Origin of the sequence: Amycolatopsis camponoti, from assembly GCF_902497555.1 — a bacterium.
GTDB classification, from domain to species: Bacteria; Actinomycetota; Actinomycetes; order Mycobacteriales; family Pseudonocardiaceae; genus Amycolatopsis; species Amycolatopsis camponoti.
In genome coordinates this window covers 1,713,937-1,727,017 of sequence record NZ_CABVGP010000001.1, presented here as the reverse complement: position 1 = coordinate 1,727,017, position 13,081 = coordinate 1,713,937, and the positions used below count along the sequence as shown (strand labels likewise).

General features: G+C 71.5%; 16 protein-coding genes. 8 read left to right on the top strand and 8 right to left on the bottom strand.

The features are described 5' to 3' along the window. Positions 1-63 precede the first annotated feature (63 nt). Together AA23TX_RS08395 and AA23TX_RS08390 are read right to left on the bottom strand one after the other, a co-directional pair. Positions 64-648, bottom strand: a complete 585-nt coding sequence (locus AA23TX_RS08395; protein WP_230862395.1) for a Trp biosynthesis-associated membrane protein — start codon at positions 646-648, stop codon at positions 64-66. Next, entirely contained in the window at positions 641-2,200 is a 1,560-nt protein-coding gene (locus AA23TX_RS08390; RefSeq protein WP_155541991.1) for an anthranilate synthase component I, read from the bottom strand. Before AA23TX_RS08390 ends, AA23TX_RS08395 begins: the two co-directional genes overlap by 8 nt. 53 nt (positions 2,201-2,253) lie before the next feature. On the opposite strand from AA23TX_RS08390, the gene AA23TX_RS08385 reads away from it, so the two are divergent. Continuing rightward, positions 2,254-2,901: a TetR/AcrR family transcriptional regulator gene (locus tag AA23TX_RS08385; RefSeq protein WP_155541990.1), complete on the top strand. Its 648-nt coding sequence runs from the start codon at positions 2,254-2,256 to the stop codon at positions 2,899-2,901. Here the strand turns inward: AA23TX_RS08385 and AA23TX_RS08380 are convergent. Beyond that, the gene (locus AA23TX_RS08380; RefSeq protein ID WP_155541989.1) at positions 2,882-3,814 is read right to left on the bottom strand and encodes a hypothetical protein; all 933 of its coding nucleotides are present in this window, start codon (positions 3,812-3,814) and stop codon (positions 2,882-2,884) included. The two genes, AA23TX_RS08385 and AA23TX_RS08380, sit on opposite strands and share 20 nt — an antisense overlap. Before the next feature lie 162 nt (positions 3,815-3,976). On the opposite strand from AA23TX_RS08380, the gene AA23TX_RS08375 reads away from it, so the two are divergent. Continuing rightward, on the top strand, positions 3,977-4,810 hold the full coding sequence (locus tag AA23TX_RS08375; RefSeq protein ID WP_155541988.1) for a helix-turn-helix domain-containing protein: 834 nt from the start codon (positions 3,977-3,979) through the stop codon (positions 4,808-4,810). Between the two features lie 13 nt (positions 4,811-4,823). Next, on the top strand, positions 4,824-5,018 hold the full coding sequence (locus AA23TX_RS08370; RefSeq protein ID WP_155541987.1) for a DUF397 domain-containing protein: 195 nt from the start codon (positions 4,824-4,826) through the stop codon (positions 5,016-5,018). Positions 5,019-5,036: 18 nt separating this feature from the next. Here AA23TX_RS08370 and AA23TX_RS08365 read toward each other — a convergent pair whose 3' ends face one another. Genes AA23TX_RS08365 through hisF form a run of 4 tightly spaced genes read right to left on the bottom strand, consistent with a single transcriptional unit; the run spans position 5,037 to position 6,902 of the window. Continuing rightward, complete coding sequence (locus tag AA23TX_RS08365; RefSeq protein WP_155541986.1) at positions 5,037-5,399, bottom strand: DUF1304 domain-containing protein; 363 nt, start codon at positions 5,397-5,399, stop codon at positions 5,037-5,039. After that, positions 5,396-5,758: a phosphoribosyl-AMP cyclohydrolase gene (hisI, locus tag AA23TX_RS08360; RefSeq protein WP_155541985.1), complete on the bottom strand. Its 363-nt coding sequence runs from the start codon at positions 5,756-5,758 to the stop codon at positions 5,396-5,398. The genes AA23TX_RS08365 and hisI overlap by 4 nt, the downstream gene beginning before the upstream one ends. After that, complete coding sequence (locus AA23TX_RS08355; protein WP_155541984.1) at positions 5,755-6,132, bottom strand: hypothetical protein; 378 nt, start codon at positions 6,130-6,132, stop codon at positions 5,755-5,757. The genes hisI and AA23TX_RS08355 overlap by 4 nt, the downstream gene beginning before the upstream one ends. Next, on the bottom strand, positions 6,129-6,902 hold the full coding sequence (gene hisF, locus AA23TX_RS08350; RefSeq protein ID WP_086674706.1) for an imidazole glycerol phosphate synthase subunit HisF: 774 nt from the start codon (positions 6,900-6,902) through the stop codon (positions 6,129-6,131). The genes AA23TX_RS08355 and hisF overlap by 4 nt, the downstream gene beginning before the upstream one ends. A 38-nt stretch (positions 6,903-6,940) precedes the next feature. On the opposite strand from hisF, the gene AA23TX_RS08345 reads away from it, so the two are divergent. From AA23TX_RS08345 to AA23TX_RS08325, 5 genes are all read left to right on the top strand, one after another. After that, the gene (locus AA23TX_RS08345; protein ID WP_230862394.1) at positions 6,941-7,597 is read left to right on the top strand and encodes a TetR/AcrR family transcriptional regulator; all 657 of its coding nucleotides are present in this window, start codon (positions 6,941-6,943) and stop codon (positions 7,595-7,597) included. A gap of 88 nt (positions 7,598-7,685) precedes the next feature. Continuing rightward, positions 7,686-8,831, top strand: coding sequence for a phytase (locus AA23TX_RS08340; protein WP_155544324.1), 1,146 nt, complete (start codon positions 7,686-7,688; stop codon positions 8,829-8,831). 137 nt (positions 8,832-8,968) lie between these two features. Beyond that, positions 8,969-10,468: a right-handed parallel beta-helix repeat-containing protein gene (locus AA23TX_RS08335; protein ID WP_155541983.1), complete on the top strand. Its 1,500-nt coding sequence runs from the start codon at positions 8,969-8,971 to the stop codon at positions 10,466-10,468. A 52-nt stretch (positions 10,469-10,520) separates the two neighbouring features. Next, positions 10,521-11,015, top strand: a complete 495-nt coding sequence (locus AA23TX_RS08330) for a SigE family RNA polymerase sigma factor (RefSeq protein WP_155541982.1) — start codon at positions 10,521-10,523, stop codon at positions 11,013-11,015. Beyond that, positions 11,012-11,983, top strand: coding sequence for a hypothetical protein (locus AA23TX_RS08325; RefSeq protein ID WP_155541981.1), 972 nt, complete (start codon positions 11,012-11,014; stop codon positions 11,981-11,983). Before AA23TX_RS08330 ends, AA23TX_RS08325 begins: the two co-directional genes overlap by 4 nt. Here the strand turns inward: AA23TX_RS08325 and AA23TX_RS08320 are convergent. Next, on the bottom strand, positions 11,973-12,920 hold the full coding sequence (locus tag AA23TX_RS08320) for a hypothetical protein (protein WP_155541980.1): 948 nt from the start codon (positions 12,918-12,920) through the stop codon (positions 11,973-11,975). The two genes, AA23TX_RS08325 and AA23TX_RS08320, sit on opposite strands and share 11 nt — an antisense overlap. Positions 12,921-13,081 lie beyond the last annotated feature (161 nt).

Below are 13,081 nucleotides of genomic sequence, written 5' to 3'. Positions count from 1 at the left end.
TCCCCTTCCCGCCGAAACGATGCTAACCCCCGCATCTGGAGTGCCCGGTTCCGGGTGCGCGCGTTACTCCGAATGCCTCCCCCGGACGTCGGTCGGATCCTCTCCTTCCGAGAGTGCTTCCCACAGCTCGGCGTCCGGATCACGCGCCTTCTTGCGCGTGGCCGGAGCCGCGTACCGGGCCCCGAGCCGCGCGGCACCGGCACCCTTGACGGCTGCCAACCCGCCGGCCGCGACGAGAATTCCCCCGAGCACGGCCAGGCCGCGCCCGAGCAGCATCTGCGTCACGGGCAGCCCGTCGGCCCAGCCGGAGAACTTCACCCCGGACACGCCGGACCACACCGCGGCGACGCCGGCCAGCGCGAGGACGACGCCCAGCACGCGCCGGGCCCAGCCGCCGGTCGCGATCACCCCGGCCACGCCGGCCAGTGCGAGCAGGGCCAGCGGCACGAGCGCCGTCGCGCGCTGCTCGCCGGTCTCGCGGTAGAGGACCGTGCCGCGCACGCCGCCGTCGCGGAACTCGGCGAACCACGTCAGCCGTGACGCGCCCCACAGCGCGAGCGCGGCGAGCAGGAGCGCGACCACGATCATCCACAGTGGACGGCGCGACGGCTTGGCGGTCTCCGGCGCCTCGGCCGGCGCCTCAGACATGCGCGGCGTCCGCGGCCGGGTCGAGCACGCCCGCCGCGACCATCGTCTGCGCGGCGGCCACGGCCGACAGCACCGTGCGGGCCTTGTTCAGCGACTCGGTGTCCTCGTAGTCCGGCACCGAGTCGGCGACGACGCCGCCGCCGGCCTGGACGTGCGCGATCCCGTCCTTGACCAGCGCCGTGCGGATCGCGATCGCGGTGTCCGCGTCGCCGGCGAAGTCGAGGTAGCCGACGACGCCGCCGTACAGCGCGCGACGGACCGGCTCCAGCTCCTCGATCAGCTGCATCGCGCGGACCTTCGGCGCGCCGGACAGCGTCCCGGCCGGGAAGCACGCCGTGACCGCGTCGAACGCCGTCTTGCCCTCGGCCAGCTCGCCGGTGACGGTCGACACGATGTGCATGACGTGGCTGTAGCGCTCGATCTGGAAGAAGTCGACGACGCGCACGGTGCCCGGCTTGCAGACCTTGCCGAGGTCGTTGCGGCCGAGGTCGACGAGCATCAGGTGCTCGGACCGCTCCTTCTCGTCGGCGAGGAGGTCCTTCGCGAGCTGGGCGTCCTCCTCCGGGTCGGCGCCGCGCCAGCGCGTGCCCGCGATCGGGTGCGTGGTCGCGCGGCCGTCCCGCACGGTGACGAGCGACTCGGGGCTGGAGCCGACGATGTCGAAACCCTCCAGCCGCAGCAGGTACATGTACGGGCTCGGGTTGGACGTCCGCAGCACGCGGTAGATGTCGAGCGCGTCGGCCGCGGTCGGGATCTCGAAGCGTTGCGACGGCACGATCTGGAACGCTTCGCCGGCCTTGATCGCCTCGACGGCCTTCTCGACCGCGGCGTGGAAGTCCGCCTTGGAGCGCTTGCGCGTGAACTCGGGCTCGGGCCGGTCGAACGCGGCGACCGTGGCCGGCGCGGGCACCTGCAGCTGCTCCGTCATCGCGCTCAGCCGGGCGACCGCGTCGTCGTAGGCCGCGTCCACGCGCTCGGGCGAGTCGTCCCAGTTGACGGCGTTCGCGATGAGCGTGACCGTGCCCTCGTGGTGGTCGAACGCCGCGAGGTCGGTGGCCAGGAGCATGGTCAGCTCGGGGATGTCGAGGTCGCGCTCGGCCAGCTCCGGCAGCTTTTCGAGCCAGCGCACGGAGTCGTAGCCGATGTAGCCGACCATGCCGCCGGTCAGCGGCGGCAATCCGGGCAACGGCTCGGTGTGCAACGCTTCGATCGTTTCACGCAGCACGGTGAGCGGGTTGCCCTCGGACGGCAGGCCGACCGGCGGGGTGCCGGTCCAGACCGCTTCGCCGTCGCGGACGGTGAGTGCGGCCGGGCTGCGGACGCCGATGAACGACCAGCGCGTCCAGGAGGCGCCGTTCTCCGCGGACTCGAACAGGAACGTGCCCGGGCGGTCGGCGGCGAGCTTGCGGTAGACCCCGATCGGCGTCTCGCCGTCGGCGAGGACCCGGCGCACGACCGGGATGACGCGGCGGCTCTCGGCGAGGGCGCGGAAGTCCTCACGGGACGGGCTGACCGAACCGGGACCGGACTTGCTGCTCGAGGTGCTGACCATGCCCCTCATTGTGCTGCACCCCCCGGAAGGGGTTTTCCCAGACCCTGAATTCAATGAATGTTGAATTCAGGGTGGACGTACGTCATGATGAAAGGGTGAGCACCGCTGAGCCTACTTCGCGACGCCGCGGGCGGCGCCCCGCCGGCCAGGACACCCGCACGGCGCTGATCGAAGCCGCGCGGGCCGTGTTCGCCGAGAACGGCTACGACGGGGCCACCGTGCGCGCGATCGCCACCCGCGCGGGCGTCGACGCCGCCATGGTCAACCACTGGTTCGGCGGCAAGGAGGGCTTGTTCGCGCGGGCCGTGCTCGAGCTGCCGTTCGACCCGCTGGAGCTGCTGAAGATCCTGCGGAACGGCCCGGACGAGGAGCTCGGCGAGCGGATCGTCCGCACCTTCATCACCCGCTGGGACGGCGCGGGCGGCGGGGTGTTCGTCGCGCTCATCCGCAGCGTCAGCGGGAACGAGCAGGCCGGGCAGGTGCTGCGCGAGTTCTTCCAGAAGTTCTTCACCGCGCTGATCTCCTCGATCGGCTCGGACGACATCTCGCTGCGCATGACGCTCTGCGCGTCCCAGATGGTCGGCATGGGCATGATCCGGTACGTGGCGAAGTTCGAGCCGCTCGCCTCCGAAGACGTCGAGGTCGTGGTGCGGGCGGTCGCGCCGACCCTGCAGCGCTACCTCACGGGCGAGATCGGCTGACCGGCCCCCGGATCGCGTGGACGGCCAGGACGTACGGGCGGTCCACGGTTCCCACGACCATCGCCTTGCCCCGGCCGCCGACCCAGGCCTGCTTGTTCTTCCAGCCGGCCGACGGCGACAGCCGGAGGAGCGCCCAGGAGCGGCGGAGGACGACCGCCGTCCCGTCGCGGAACTCCGCGTCCAGGTACCGCCCTTGGCTCCCTCCCAGCTGGTCGTCGGTCACGCCGGCCCGCCGCCACCCGGTGCGCTCGACGGCCCGGATCCGGCGCCGCCAGCCGGCCGCCGCCCCGATCGAGAACGGCAGGCCGAACAGGGCGGCCAGCACCGGGACCATGCCGACGGTGAGCTGAGCCTGGTCTTCGTTCTGTTCGTCCGCGGTGCGCACGCGCGCCGGGTCGGCCGGGTCGTGGATGACGACCACCCGCTCGCCGACGTGGTAGTCGCGGTTCGAGTCCCAGACGAGGTCGTCGGTCCGGTCGCCGTGGCTCACCCGGATGTGCGACGTGCCCTTGCGGTTGTGGAACACGCCGACCACCACACCGGGCTCGTGGAAGCCGGTGGCGAGCAGGTCGTCGGCGGCCGTGCCCACCAGGGCGACCTGGGTGAACCCGGCCGCGAACACCGCCGCCCAGCCCACGGCGAAGGCCGTCGCGCGGCGGGAAGCCCGGCGCAGGCGGGCGTCCAGTTCCGGGTGGGCACCGTCTTTCGGATGGGCACCGGCGGCCAGCGCGTCGCGGTCGAAGACCCGCAGCACGTACCAGCCGAAGGCGGCGAACGCGAGGGAACCGGTCAGGAGGATCAGGTTGGCCGGCAGATCGTCGTCGCCGGAGAAGAGCGAGTACACCGTGGCCGTGGCGCCGATCCCGGAGAGGACCGAAAAGACGACGGCGATGACCACCCAGAATGCTCGCATGGAGTGATGGTAGGCGCGTTGACCAGCGTGGAAGCTGGGAGAAACGGCACAGGGCGAGGAGACAACCGGAAGGCCTTGTCGAGCGTGTAAGCGAGCAGGCGTCACCTTTCGCTGACACCGTTCGCGCATTCGGGGAATCGACGGGATTCGTATGCTTCGTCCGTGAAGCCAACGTCTTCAAGCCCGGCGGCGAGAACGCTCGCCGCTTCTCTGCGCGAAGAACGCGAAGCGCGCAGAGTCGGCCTTCGCCGGCTCGCGGAGCAATTGGGAATCCTGCCGCAAGTGCTGTCGCTGTGGGAGAAGGGACAGCGGTTGCCGAGCGTCGAGGACGTGTCGGCGATCCTCGCGCTGCTCGGGGTGACCGGGGAGAAACGGGACCGCATCCGGACGCTGGCCCGGCACGCGCGGGAACCCAACTGGCTGGCGTCGAGCAACGCCGACATTTCGCACGCACTCACGGCATTGCTGACCTTCGAGGGCACCGCGACCACGATCACCGCCTGGTCGCCGCTGCTCGTTCCCGGGCTGCTGCAGACGCCCGACTACATCCGGGCGATCATGGAAGCCTCCGCGGTCCCGGTCGAGGAGGCGGACAAGCGCCTGCGCATCCGGCTCAAGCGGCAGGAGGTGCTCGCACGCCCGGAACCGGTCCGGCTGAGCGCGCTGATCGGCGAACGAGCGCTCCAGGAAACCATCGGCGGGCCGGACATCATGTCCGACCAGGTGGATCACCTGCTCGCGATGGCGCAACGGAAGAACATTTCGGTGCGAATCGTACCGGCCGGAATCGGCTACCACGTGGGCCTCACCGGCCCGTTCGAGATCTACGAGTTCCCCGATACGCCGCCGATCACCTTTGTCGAACACATCAAGTCGAGTGCTTTTCTCCACGAGAGCGAGCAAACCCTTGCATATCGGCAGGTTGCTAAGATGCTCGGTGAGCGGGCACTGAGCGAAGCCGCCTCCCGGGACCTGCTCGAGGAGGCTGCGCCCTAGCGGAGGCGACCACATGGCCGAATGGCGGAAGTCATCCCACAGCAACGAAAACTACAGCTGTGTGGAGGTGACGCTGGGGCCGGTCGTGGGGGTGCGGGACACCAAGGCCCGGCGGGCCGGTCAGCTCACCGTCTCCGCGCAGGCTTGGCGGTCCGCGCTCGATCACGCCTTCTCGCGCCCGGCCGGCGCGAACGCCGGCACCGCGTAGGCCCTTTCCGCTTCCGGTCTAGCGGGCGATCAGCAGCGCGATCAGGGCCAGCGCGGCCGGCAGCACCTGCACGAACAGGATCCGCTTGCTGGCCGTCACCGCGCCGTAGAGGCCGGCGATGATCACGCACACCAGGCCGTACAGCTTGAGCTGGAACCCGGTCGGGTCGCTCGCGATGAGGCCCCACACCAGCGCGAGCGCCAGGAAGCCGTTGTACAGCCCCTGGTTCGCGGCCAGCGTCTTGGACTCCTCGGCGAACTCCGGCGTCGTGCCGAAGGCCGCGCGGGCCCGGGGCGTCGTCCAGAGGAACATCTCCAGGACGACGATGTAGACGTGGATCAGGGCGACCAGCCCGACCAGGACGTCGGCGACGATTGTCACGCGTGCTCTTTCTCATCGGCCAGGAGCAGGCGCTCCTCGGTGTCGAAACAGGTGTGCGTGCCGGTGTGACAGGCCGGGCCGGTCTGGTCGACGCGCAGCAGGACAGTATCGCCGTCGCAGTCGATCCGCACCTCGCGGACGTGCTGGTAGTGGCCGGACGTCTCGCCCTTGACCCACAGCTTCCCCCGGCTGCGCGACCAGTACGTGCCGCGGCGGGTGGCGAGGGTCGCGGCGAGAGCGTCGTCGTTCATCCAGGCCATCATCAGCACGTCCGAAGTGGCGTGCTCGACGACGACCGCGGAGATCAGGCCGTCGGCGTTGCGCTTGAGGCGCGCCGAGACGGCCGCGTCCAGGGTCATGCGCGTACTCCCAGGATGTGCCGCTTCAGCGGCATCGAGTTGAACAGGACGAACGCGTAGCCGTACCCGGCGAAGGACAGGCCGGAGAACAGCTTGTTCCACCACAGCGCCGCGCCGAGCAGCAGGAACGCGTGCAGCAGCGCGAACACCACGGTGACGACGAGCCCGCCGATCCGGGCGCTGCCCAGCTTGAGCACGAGCCCGGTCGTCACGACGCCGCCGAGGATGAGCGCGAGCGCGGGGATCCGGAAGATCTCCAGGCCCGAGCCGGCGCCGAGCACCGGGACCAGGTCGAGCAGCGCCCACGCCAGCGGCAGCCCGACCAGCAGGGCGGCGGTGACCTTGACCTCGACGGGTGCTTGCCAGGACTTCATCGGACCTCGACCCCGCCTTCCCGCAGCGCGTCCTTGACGTCGCCGATCTTGAGCTGTCCGAAGTGGAACACACTGGCCGCGAGGACCGCGTCGGCGCCCGTTCGCACGGCCGGCAGGAAGTGCTCGACCGCGCCCGCTCCCCCGCTGGCGATCACCGGGACCCGGACGGCCTTGCGGACCAGCTCGATGAGCTCGAGGTCGAAGCCGTTCTTGGTGCCGTCGGCGTCCATGGAGTTCAGCAGGATCTCGCCGACGCCGAGCTCTTCGCCGCGCGCGGCCCACTCGACGGCGTCGATGCCGGTGCCGCGGCGGCCGCCGTGGGTGGTGACCTCGAAGCCGGACGCGGTGGGCTCGCCGCCCTCGGGCACGCGGCGGGCGTCGACCGACAGGACGATGCACTGGGCGCCGAACCGGCGCGAGGCCTCGTGGAGGAACTCCGGCCGGGCGATCGCGGCGGTGTTGATGCTGACCTTGTCCGCGCCGGTGCGCAGCAGCCGGTTGACGTCGTCGTTGCTGCGGACGCCGCCGCCGACGGTGAGCGGGATGAACACCTGCTCGGCGGTGCGGCGGACCACGTCGTAGGTGGTTTCGCGGTCGCCGGAGGACGCCGTGACGTCGAGGAACGTCAGCTCGTCGGCTCCCTCGGCGTCATAGCGCCGGGCCAGCTCGACGGGGTCGCCGGCGTCGCGGAGGCCGGCGAAGTTGACGCCCTTGACGACCCGGCCCGCGTCGACGTCGAGACAGGGGATCACCCGCACCGCGACAGACATGCGCACCAGCGTAGTCAAGAGCGTTCTAAGCTCGACCGATGGCACGGGCGGGGCGGCGGCCGGGGCAGACCGAGACGCGGGAGAAGATCCTCGACGCGGCCCGGCACCGGTTCGCCGAGCTGGGGTACGACGGCGCGACGGTCCGCGGGATCGCCGCCGACGCGGGCGTGAACGCGGCCCTGCTGCACCACTTCTTCGGCAGCAAGCAGCAGCTCTTCGCGGCGGCGATGAACCTGCCGGTGAACCCGGCCGAGCTGGTCCCGGCGATCCTGGCGGGTCCGCGCGCCTCCCTGGGTGAACGGCTGGTGCGCGCGTTCCTGGCGGTCTGGGCGGCGCCGGAGGGGCGCACGCCGTTCATCGCGATGCTGCGCGCGGCGGCGACGAACGAGCAGGTCGCGCTGATGATGCGCCAGTTCATCGAGCGCACGGTGCTGGCCGAGGTAGCGAAGGCACTGGACGTGCCGCGGATCCGGGTGACGGGGATCGCGGCGCAGATGATGGGCGTCGCGCTGCTGCGGTACGTGATCAAGCTGCCCCCGCTGGCCGAGGCGGACGACGAGGAGATCGTGGCCCTGCTCGCGCCGGTGGCGCAGTACTACCTCGACGGCCGGAAACTCGACAGTGGACAACTCGACAGTGGACAACTCGACGGCGGGCAGCTCGACAGCGGGAAAACTGTCGGTCCCCCGCCGTAAAGTGGAGACCGGGGGCTGCGCCACACCGCTCGTTCACGTCCCGGCCACCCGATTCGTCTACTTTGCGCCGGTGCGCAGACTCCTTCCGGTGGCCGTCGCCGCCGTCTCCTTGCTGACCGCCGTCCCCGCCTCCGCCGCGCCCCGCGATCCCTCCCCGGTCCTCCAAACCCAGGCCTTCGCCGAGCCCGCCGACGCCGACGACCCCGCCATCTGGGTCCACCCCCACGACCCGTCGCGCAGCATCGTGCTCGGGACGCTGAAGCAGGGCGGCCTGGCGGCGTTCGACCTGGACGCGCGGACGCTGCAGCGGGTCCCGGCCGGGCCGGGCGGCCGGTTCAACAACGTCGACGTCGTCGGCGACCTGGCCGTGGTGAGCGACCGCGGCCAGGACCGCATCCGGGTCTACCGGATCGACCCGCGCGGCGCGGCGGCGGGCGCGGGGGTGCTGCGCGACGTCACCGACCCGGCCACCGCCCGGGTGTTCCCGGAGTCCGGAGTGGGCGAACAGCGCACGGCGTACGGCCTGGCGGCGGGCCGCGACCCGGTCACCGGCATCCGCTGGGTGGCGGTGACCCGCCGCCACGAGACGCGGGTGGCGCTGCTGCGGCTGGTCGACAAGCCGGGCGGCGTCGGGACGGCCCCGCTCGGGGTCGTGGACCTGCCGTCGTCGTTCGGGCTGCCGGACGGCGTGACCTGGTCGCCGTGCGAGGAGCCGGGCGAGGGCCCGCAGCTGGAGGGCTCGGTGCTCGACGGCCGGACGCTCTACACCGCGCAGGAGGACGTCGGGATCTGGCGGATCACGGTCGGGCCGTCGGGCTTCGGCCGGCCCGAGCTGGTCGACCGGGTGCGCTCGTACGGCGTCCCGCAGCGCTGGGACGACGTCGCCGAGGAGTGCGTGCCGGACGGGCCCGACCCGGGCTTCGGCGGCAAGTGGCTCACCGCGGACGCCGAAGGCCTGGCGGTGGCGCACGGCACGCTGTTCGCCTCCAGCCAGGGCGACTCCCGGTTCGTCGTGTACGGCCCCGGCCGCACACGTGACCTGCGGATCGTCGCGGGCCGCGGCACGGACTCGGTGGAGCATTCGGACGGTTCGGCGATCAGCACGGCGTACCTGGGCCGCCGGTTCCCGCACGGCCTGCTGGTGGTCCACGACGGCGAGCGGCGCCCGGCGGTGGGCGATTCGGCGACCACGGGCTTCGCTTTCCTCCGACTGGAGGACGCCATCCCACGGTAAGGGGAGAATTTCATTGTCCAGCATTTGTCCAGTGGCCGGTCACGTGATTCTTTAACCGTGACCGGCCACCCGCCGAACGACCGGAGTGTTCCACTGATGGCGGTATTCCCCCCATCGATTTCGCGTAGGTTCACGGCATGCCGCGCCCCCATTCCGCGCTCGTCGTCCTGCTCACGGCCGCCTTCGTCATTCCCGTTTTCCCGGCCGCCGCGCCCGCCGCCGTCGCCGCTGCCGGACTCACGGGGGCCGTCTGCGACCACCAGCCCGCCCTGAACCCGCAGGCCCCGGCCGGCGCCGTGGTCGTCGACGCGGGCGTCGAGGGCGACCTGTCGGTCAAGACGCGGTCCGCGGCACCCGGGACCACCTTCTGGCTGCCACCGGGCACCCACCGCCTGGCCGCGGACCAGTTCGGCCAGGTCATCCCCAAGGACGGCGACGTCTACCTCGGCGCACCCGGCGCCGTGCTCGACGGCGGCGGGATCAACCAGGCCGCGTTCACCCAGCAGGCGAAGGACGTCGTCATCCGCGGCCTCACCATCCAGAACTTCGTCGCCCCGCAGGACCAGGGCGTGGTCAACCACGACTCCGGCGAGCACTGGGTGATCGAGAACAGCACCATTCAGAACAACCGCGGCGCCGCGCTGATGGCGGGGATCCGCCAGGTTGTGCGGGCGAACTGCCTGCGCGGCAACGGGCAGTACGGGATGAACGCCTACCGCCCCGACAATGCGATCACCGGGCTCGTCGTCGAGGGCAACGAAATCTCGGACAACAACGTCGACGACTGGGAAACGCGCAACCCCGGCTGCGGGTGCAGCGGTGGAATCAAGTTCTGGGCCGTGAACGGCGCCGACGTCCGTGGCAATTGGATCCACCACAACCACGGCGCCGGCCTGTGGGCCGACACCAACGACAACGATTTCCTGATCGAAGACAACCTCATCGAGGACAACGACGCCGAAGCGATCTTCTACGAGATCAGCTACAACGTCGTCATCCGGCACAACGTCATCCGCCGCAACAACGTGGTGGCCGGCAGCCGGCGCGCGTCCCGCGGCGACAACTTCCCGTCCGCGGCGGTGTACCTGTCCGAGTCCGGCGGCGAACCGCGCGTCCCGGCCCGCACCGACGTCCTCGACGTCTACGGCAACACCTTCGAGGACAACTGGTCCGCGATCACGCTGTGGGAGAACGCCGACCGCTTCTGCAACAGCCCGGCGAACACGTCCAGCGCGAGCTGCACCAAGCTGGTCACCGACCGGACCCGGTGCTCGGCGCCGGGCATCGACGACGAGCCGTTGTTCGACGACTGCCGGTGGAAGACCCAGCGGGTCGAAATCCACTCGAACACCTTCCGCTTCGACCCCGCCCGGCCGGGCTGCGCCGGCCTGTGCGGCCGGATGGCGGTGCTGTCGAACTACGGCACCTACCCGGCCTGGTCGCCGTACCGGGCGACCGTCGTGCAGGAGGCGATCACCCACGACCAGGACAACTACTGGTACAGCAACGACTACGTCGGCCCGTGGACGTTCGTCGCCGGCGACAGCTCCCGCACCCTCACCCCGGAGCAGTGGCAGAACGACCCGTGGAACCAGGACGACTGCGCGTCCTTCGACGGCGTGACGCCGAACTGCTGAAGAAATCGCCGCCCGCGTGCAGCACCCAGGCGCCCTCGTGCGTCCATAGGGGGTGGGATTCGAAGAGTTCGTGGCGGAGCGGCTGGAGGGGCTGCTGCGCTACGCGACCGTCCTGACGAACGACCCGCACCTCGCGCAGGACATCGTCCAGGACGTGCTGCTGCGCGCCCAGCAGCGCTGGGACGGCATCGACGCGCCGCCTGCCTACGTCCGGCGGATGATCACCAACGAGTACCTGTCGTGGCGCCGGCGGGCGGTGCGGCGGATGGTGCCGAGCAGTCACGACGTCCTCGACGCGCTCGGCCCGCCGCAAGCCGACCCGTCGGCCGCCTACGACGAGCGGGACGCCATGCTCGGCCTCCTGGCGACGCTGCCCCGCAAGCAGCGCGCGGCGATCGTCCTGCGCTACTACGAGAACTACTCCGACTCCGAGATCGCCGCCGTCCTGCGCTGCGGCACCTCCACCGTGCGCAGCCAGATCTCCCGCGCCCTCGCGGCCCTGCGCCAGGCCCCGCACCCCACGATCCTCACCGGAGCCCCCGAATGACCCGCAGCGAGCACGACACCGAGACGCTGATCCGGGACAGCCTCGACCGCCTCGCCGCCCGCGCCCCGGACGGCGACGCGGTCCGGGACGCGCTGGCCCGGGCCGGGCGGCAGCGGCGTCCGGCGACGAAGCTGGCCCTGGTCGCCGCGGCGGTGGTCGTGCTGGTCGCCGGGGTCTTCGTGGGTACGCGGGCGATCACCACCCCGGACCTCGACCCGGCCGCGAGCCGCCCGGTGCTCGGCTACAGCCCCGGCTGGCTGCCGGACGGCTTCACCGAGCAGTACCGCGAAGGCGGACCCGGCACCGCGCCGCAGGTCCGGCGGTGGTTCGCCGGCCCCGCGGAGGTCACGCTGTCGGTCTACTCGACCGCCGACCCCGAGTGGTCGCAGACCGAGCTGCGGATCGCGTCGATCCGCGACCAGGTCCTGGTGCGCGGCCGCGTCGCGATGGTCACCGGCGACACCGGGACGGCCGCGCTGATCACCTGGCTCGCCGACGACGACCACGTCTTGACCGCGCGGGTCACCGGGGTCCCGGAAGCCCGCTTGGTGGCCCTGTGGATCGCTCAAGGGGTCACCGCCGCGCCGGTCGGCGTCCGCGGGGAGCTGCGGTTCGGCGCGCTCCCGGCGGGGCTGACCGAACGGTCAGCCGCCGTGAAGGGCACCGGCCCGGGCGACGCGAGCACCGAGCTGACCGCGGCCGACCCCGCGCGGCCGTCGGTGCCGGCGGTCCGCGTCACGGCGAGCGCGGGCTCCCCCGGCGTGACCGGTGCCGCCCCCGTCACCGTCCGCGGCGGCCAGGGGTTCTTCGTGGCCGGCCGCGAAGCGACCGTCGCCGTCCGCCTGCCGTCCGGGCGCTGGCTGACGGTGTCGGGCGCGCGGCCGGAGGCCGAGCTGGTCGCCGTCGCGGACGGCGTCCGGCTCGACCCCTCGCCTGATTACCGGTGGCTCGGGCGGGCTACCAGCTGACCATGGGGAACCAGATGATCCCGAGCCGGCCGAGCACGCGAACGTCCCAGTAGAGCAGCGTGAACGTGCCGCCGACGAGCAGCGCCGCGCCGGTCACCGTCGCGATCCGGGCGGGTTTCGCGGCGAGCCAGCGCTGCACGCGGCCGCCGGTGGCGTGCGTGAGGAGCAGGAACAGCACCGCCATGACGACGATGTTGCCGACCGACTGCAGCGCGAACGCGGCCGCGCCGTACAGGACGTTGTGCTCCTCGGCGGCGCTGCGGAACATGATCCGGAACAGCGGGTACGGACGGCCGATGAGGAACCCGCCGATGAGCGCGCCCATCAGGACGAGCGGGGCCGCGGGGTGGCGGGCGACGAACCCGGCGAACGGGTTCGGGAGGATGCCGAGCGCGATCAGGCCCATGACCAGGAACACCAGCCCGACGACACCGAACGCGACCATCGACTGGACGCTGCGCGGGCTCAGCCCGGACGTCTGCGCGGTGGAGAACTGCGGCATCCGCGTGCCGACCAGTGCGACGATGACGCCGTAGACGATCGACACCGCGAGCATGCCCGCGGCGATCCAGCCCAGCGGCTTGAGCGTGGTGGCGAAGCGCCGTTTCTCCCCGGCCTGGCCGCCGACGAGCGGGGCGACCGCGCCGAACGCGGCGATGTTGCAGGCGGTGAAGGACCCCGCGAGGCCGGAGACGAACGCGAAGAGCGTCCCGGCGAGGACGCCGCTGATCGGCGTGGCTTTCGCGTCGTAACCGAGCAGCCCGTTCGCGACGCTGTCGCCGATGACGGAGTCGACGAACGGCGCGGACCACAGGGCGGTCAGCGCGAAGCCGGCGAGGACCGCGACGACGGCGATCGCCGCGCGGCGCGTGGGATAGGGCCCCGCGCCGAAGAACTGTGCTTGCGGATGAACCGGTACCTGCTGTGTGACGGCCATCGACATGCCCTCCAGATCAGGAAACCCCCCAGTCCATAAAGCGTTTCAGACGCAGGTGTTGAAACGCTTCCGCCGGTCGTGTGGGGTTCTCCCGGCGAACGGACTAGGCGTTTTTCACGCCGCCCGGCGGGCTCTTGACTCCGGGAACTCACCGAGCGCAG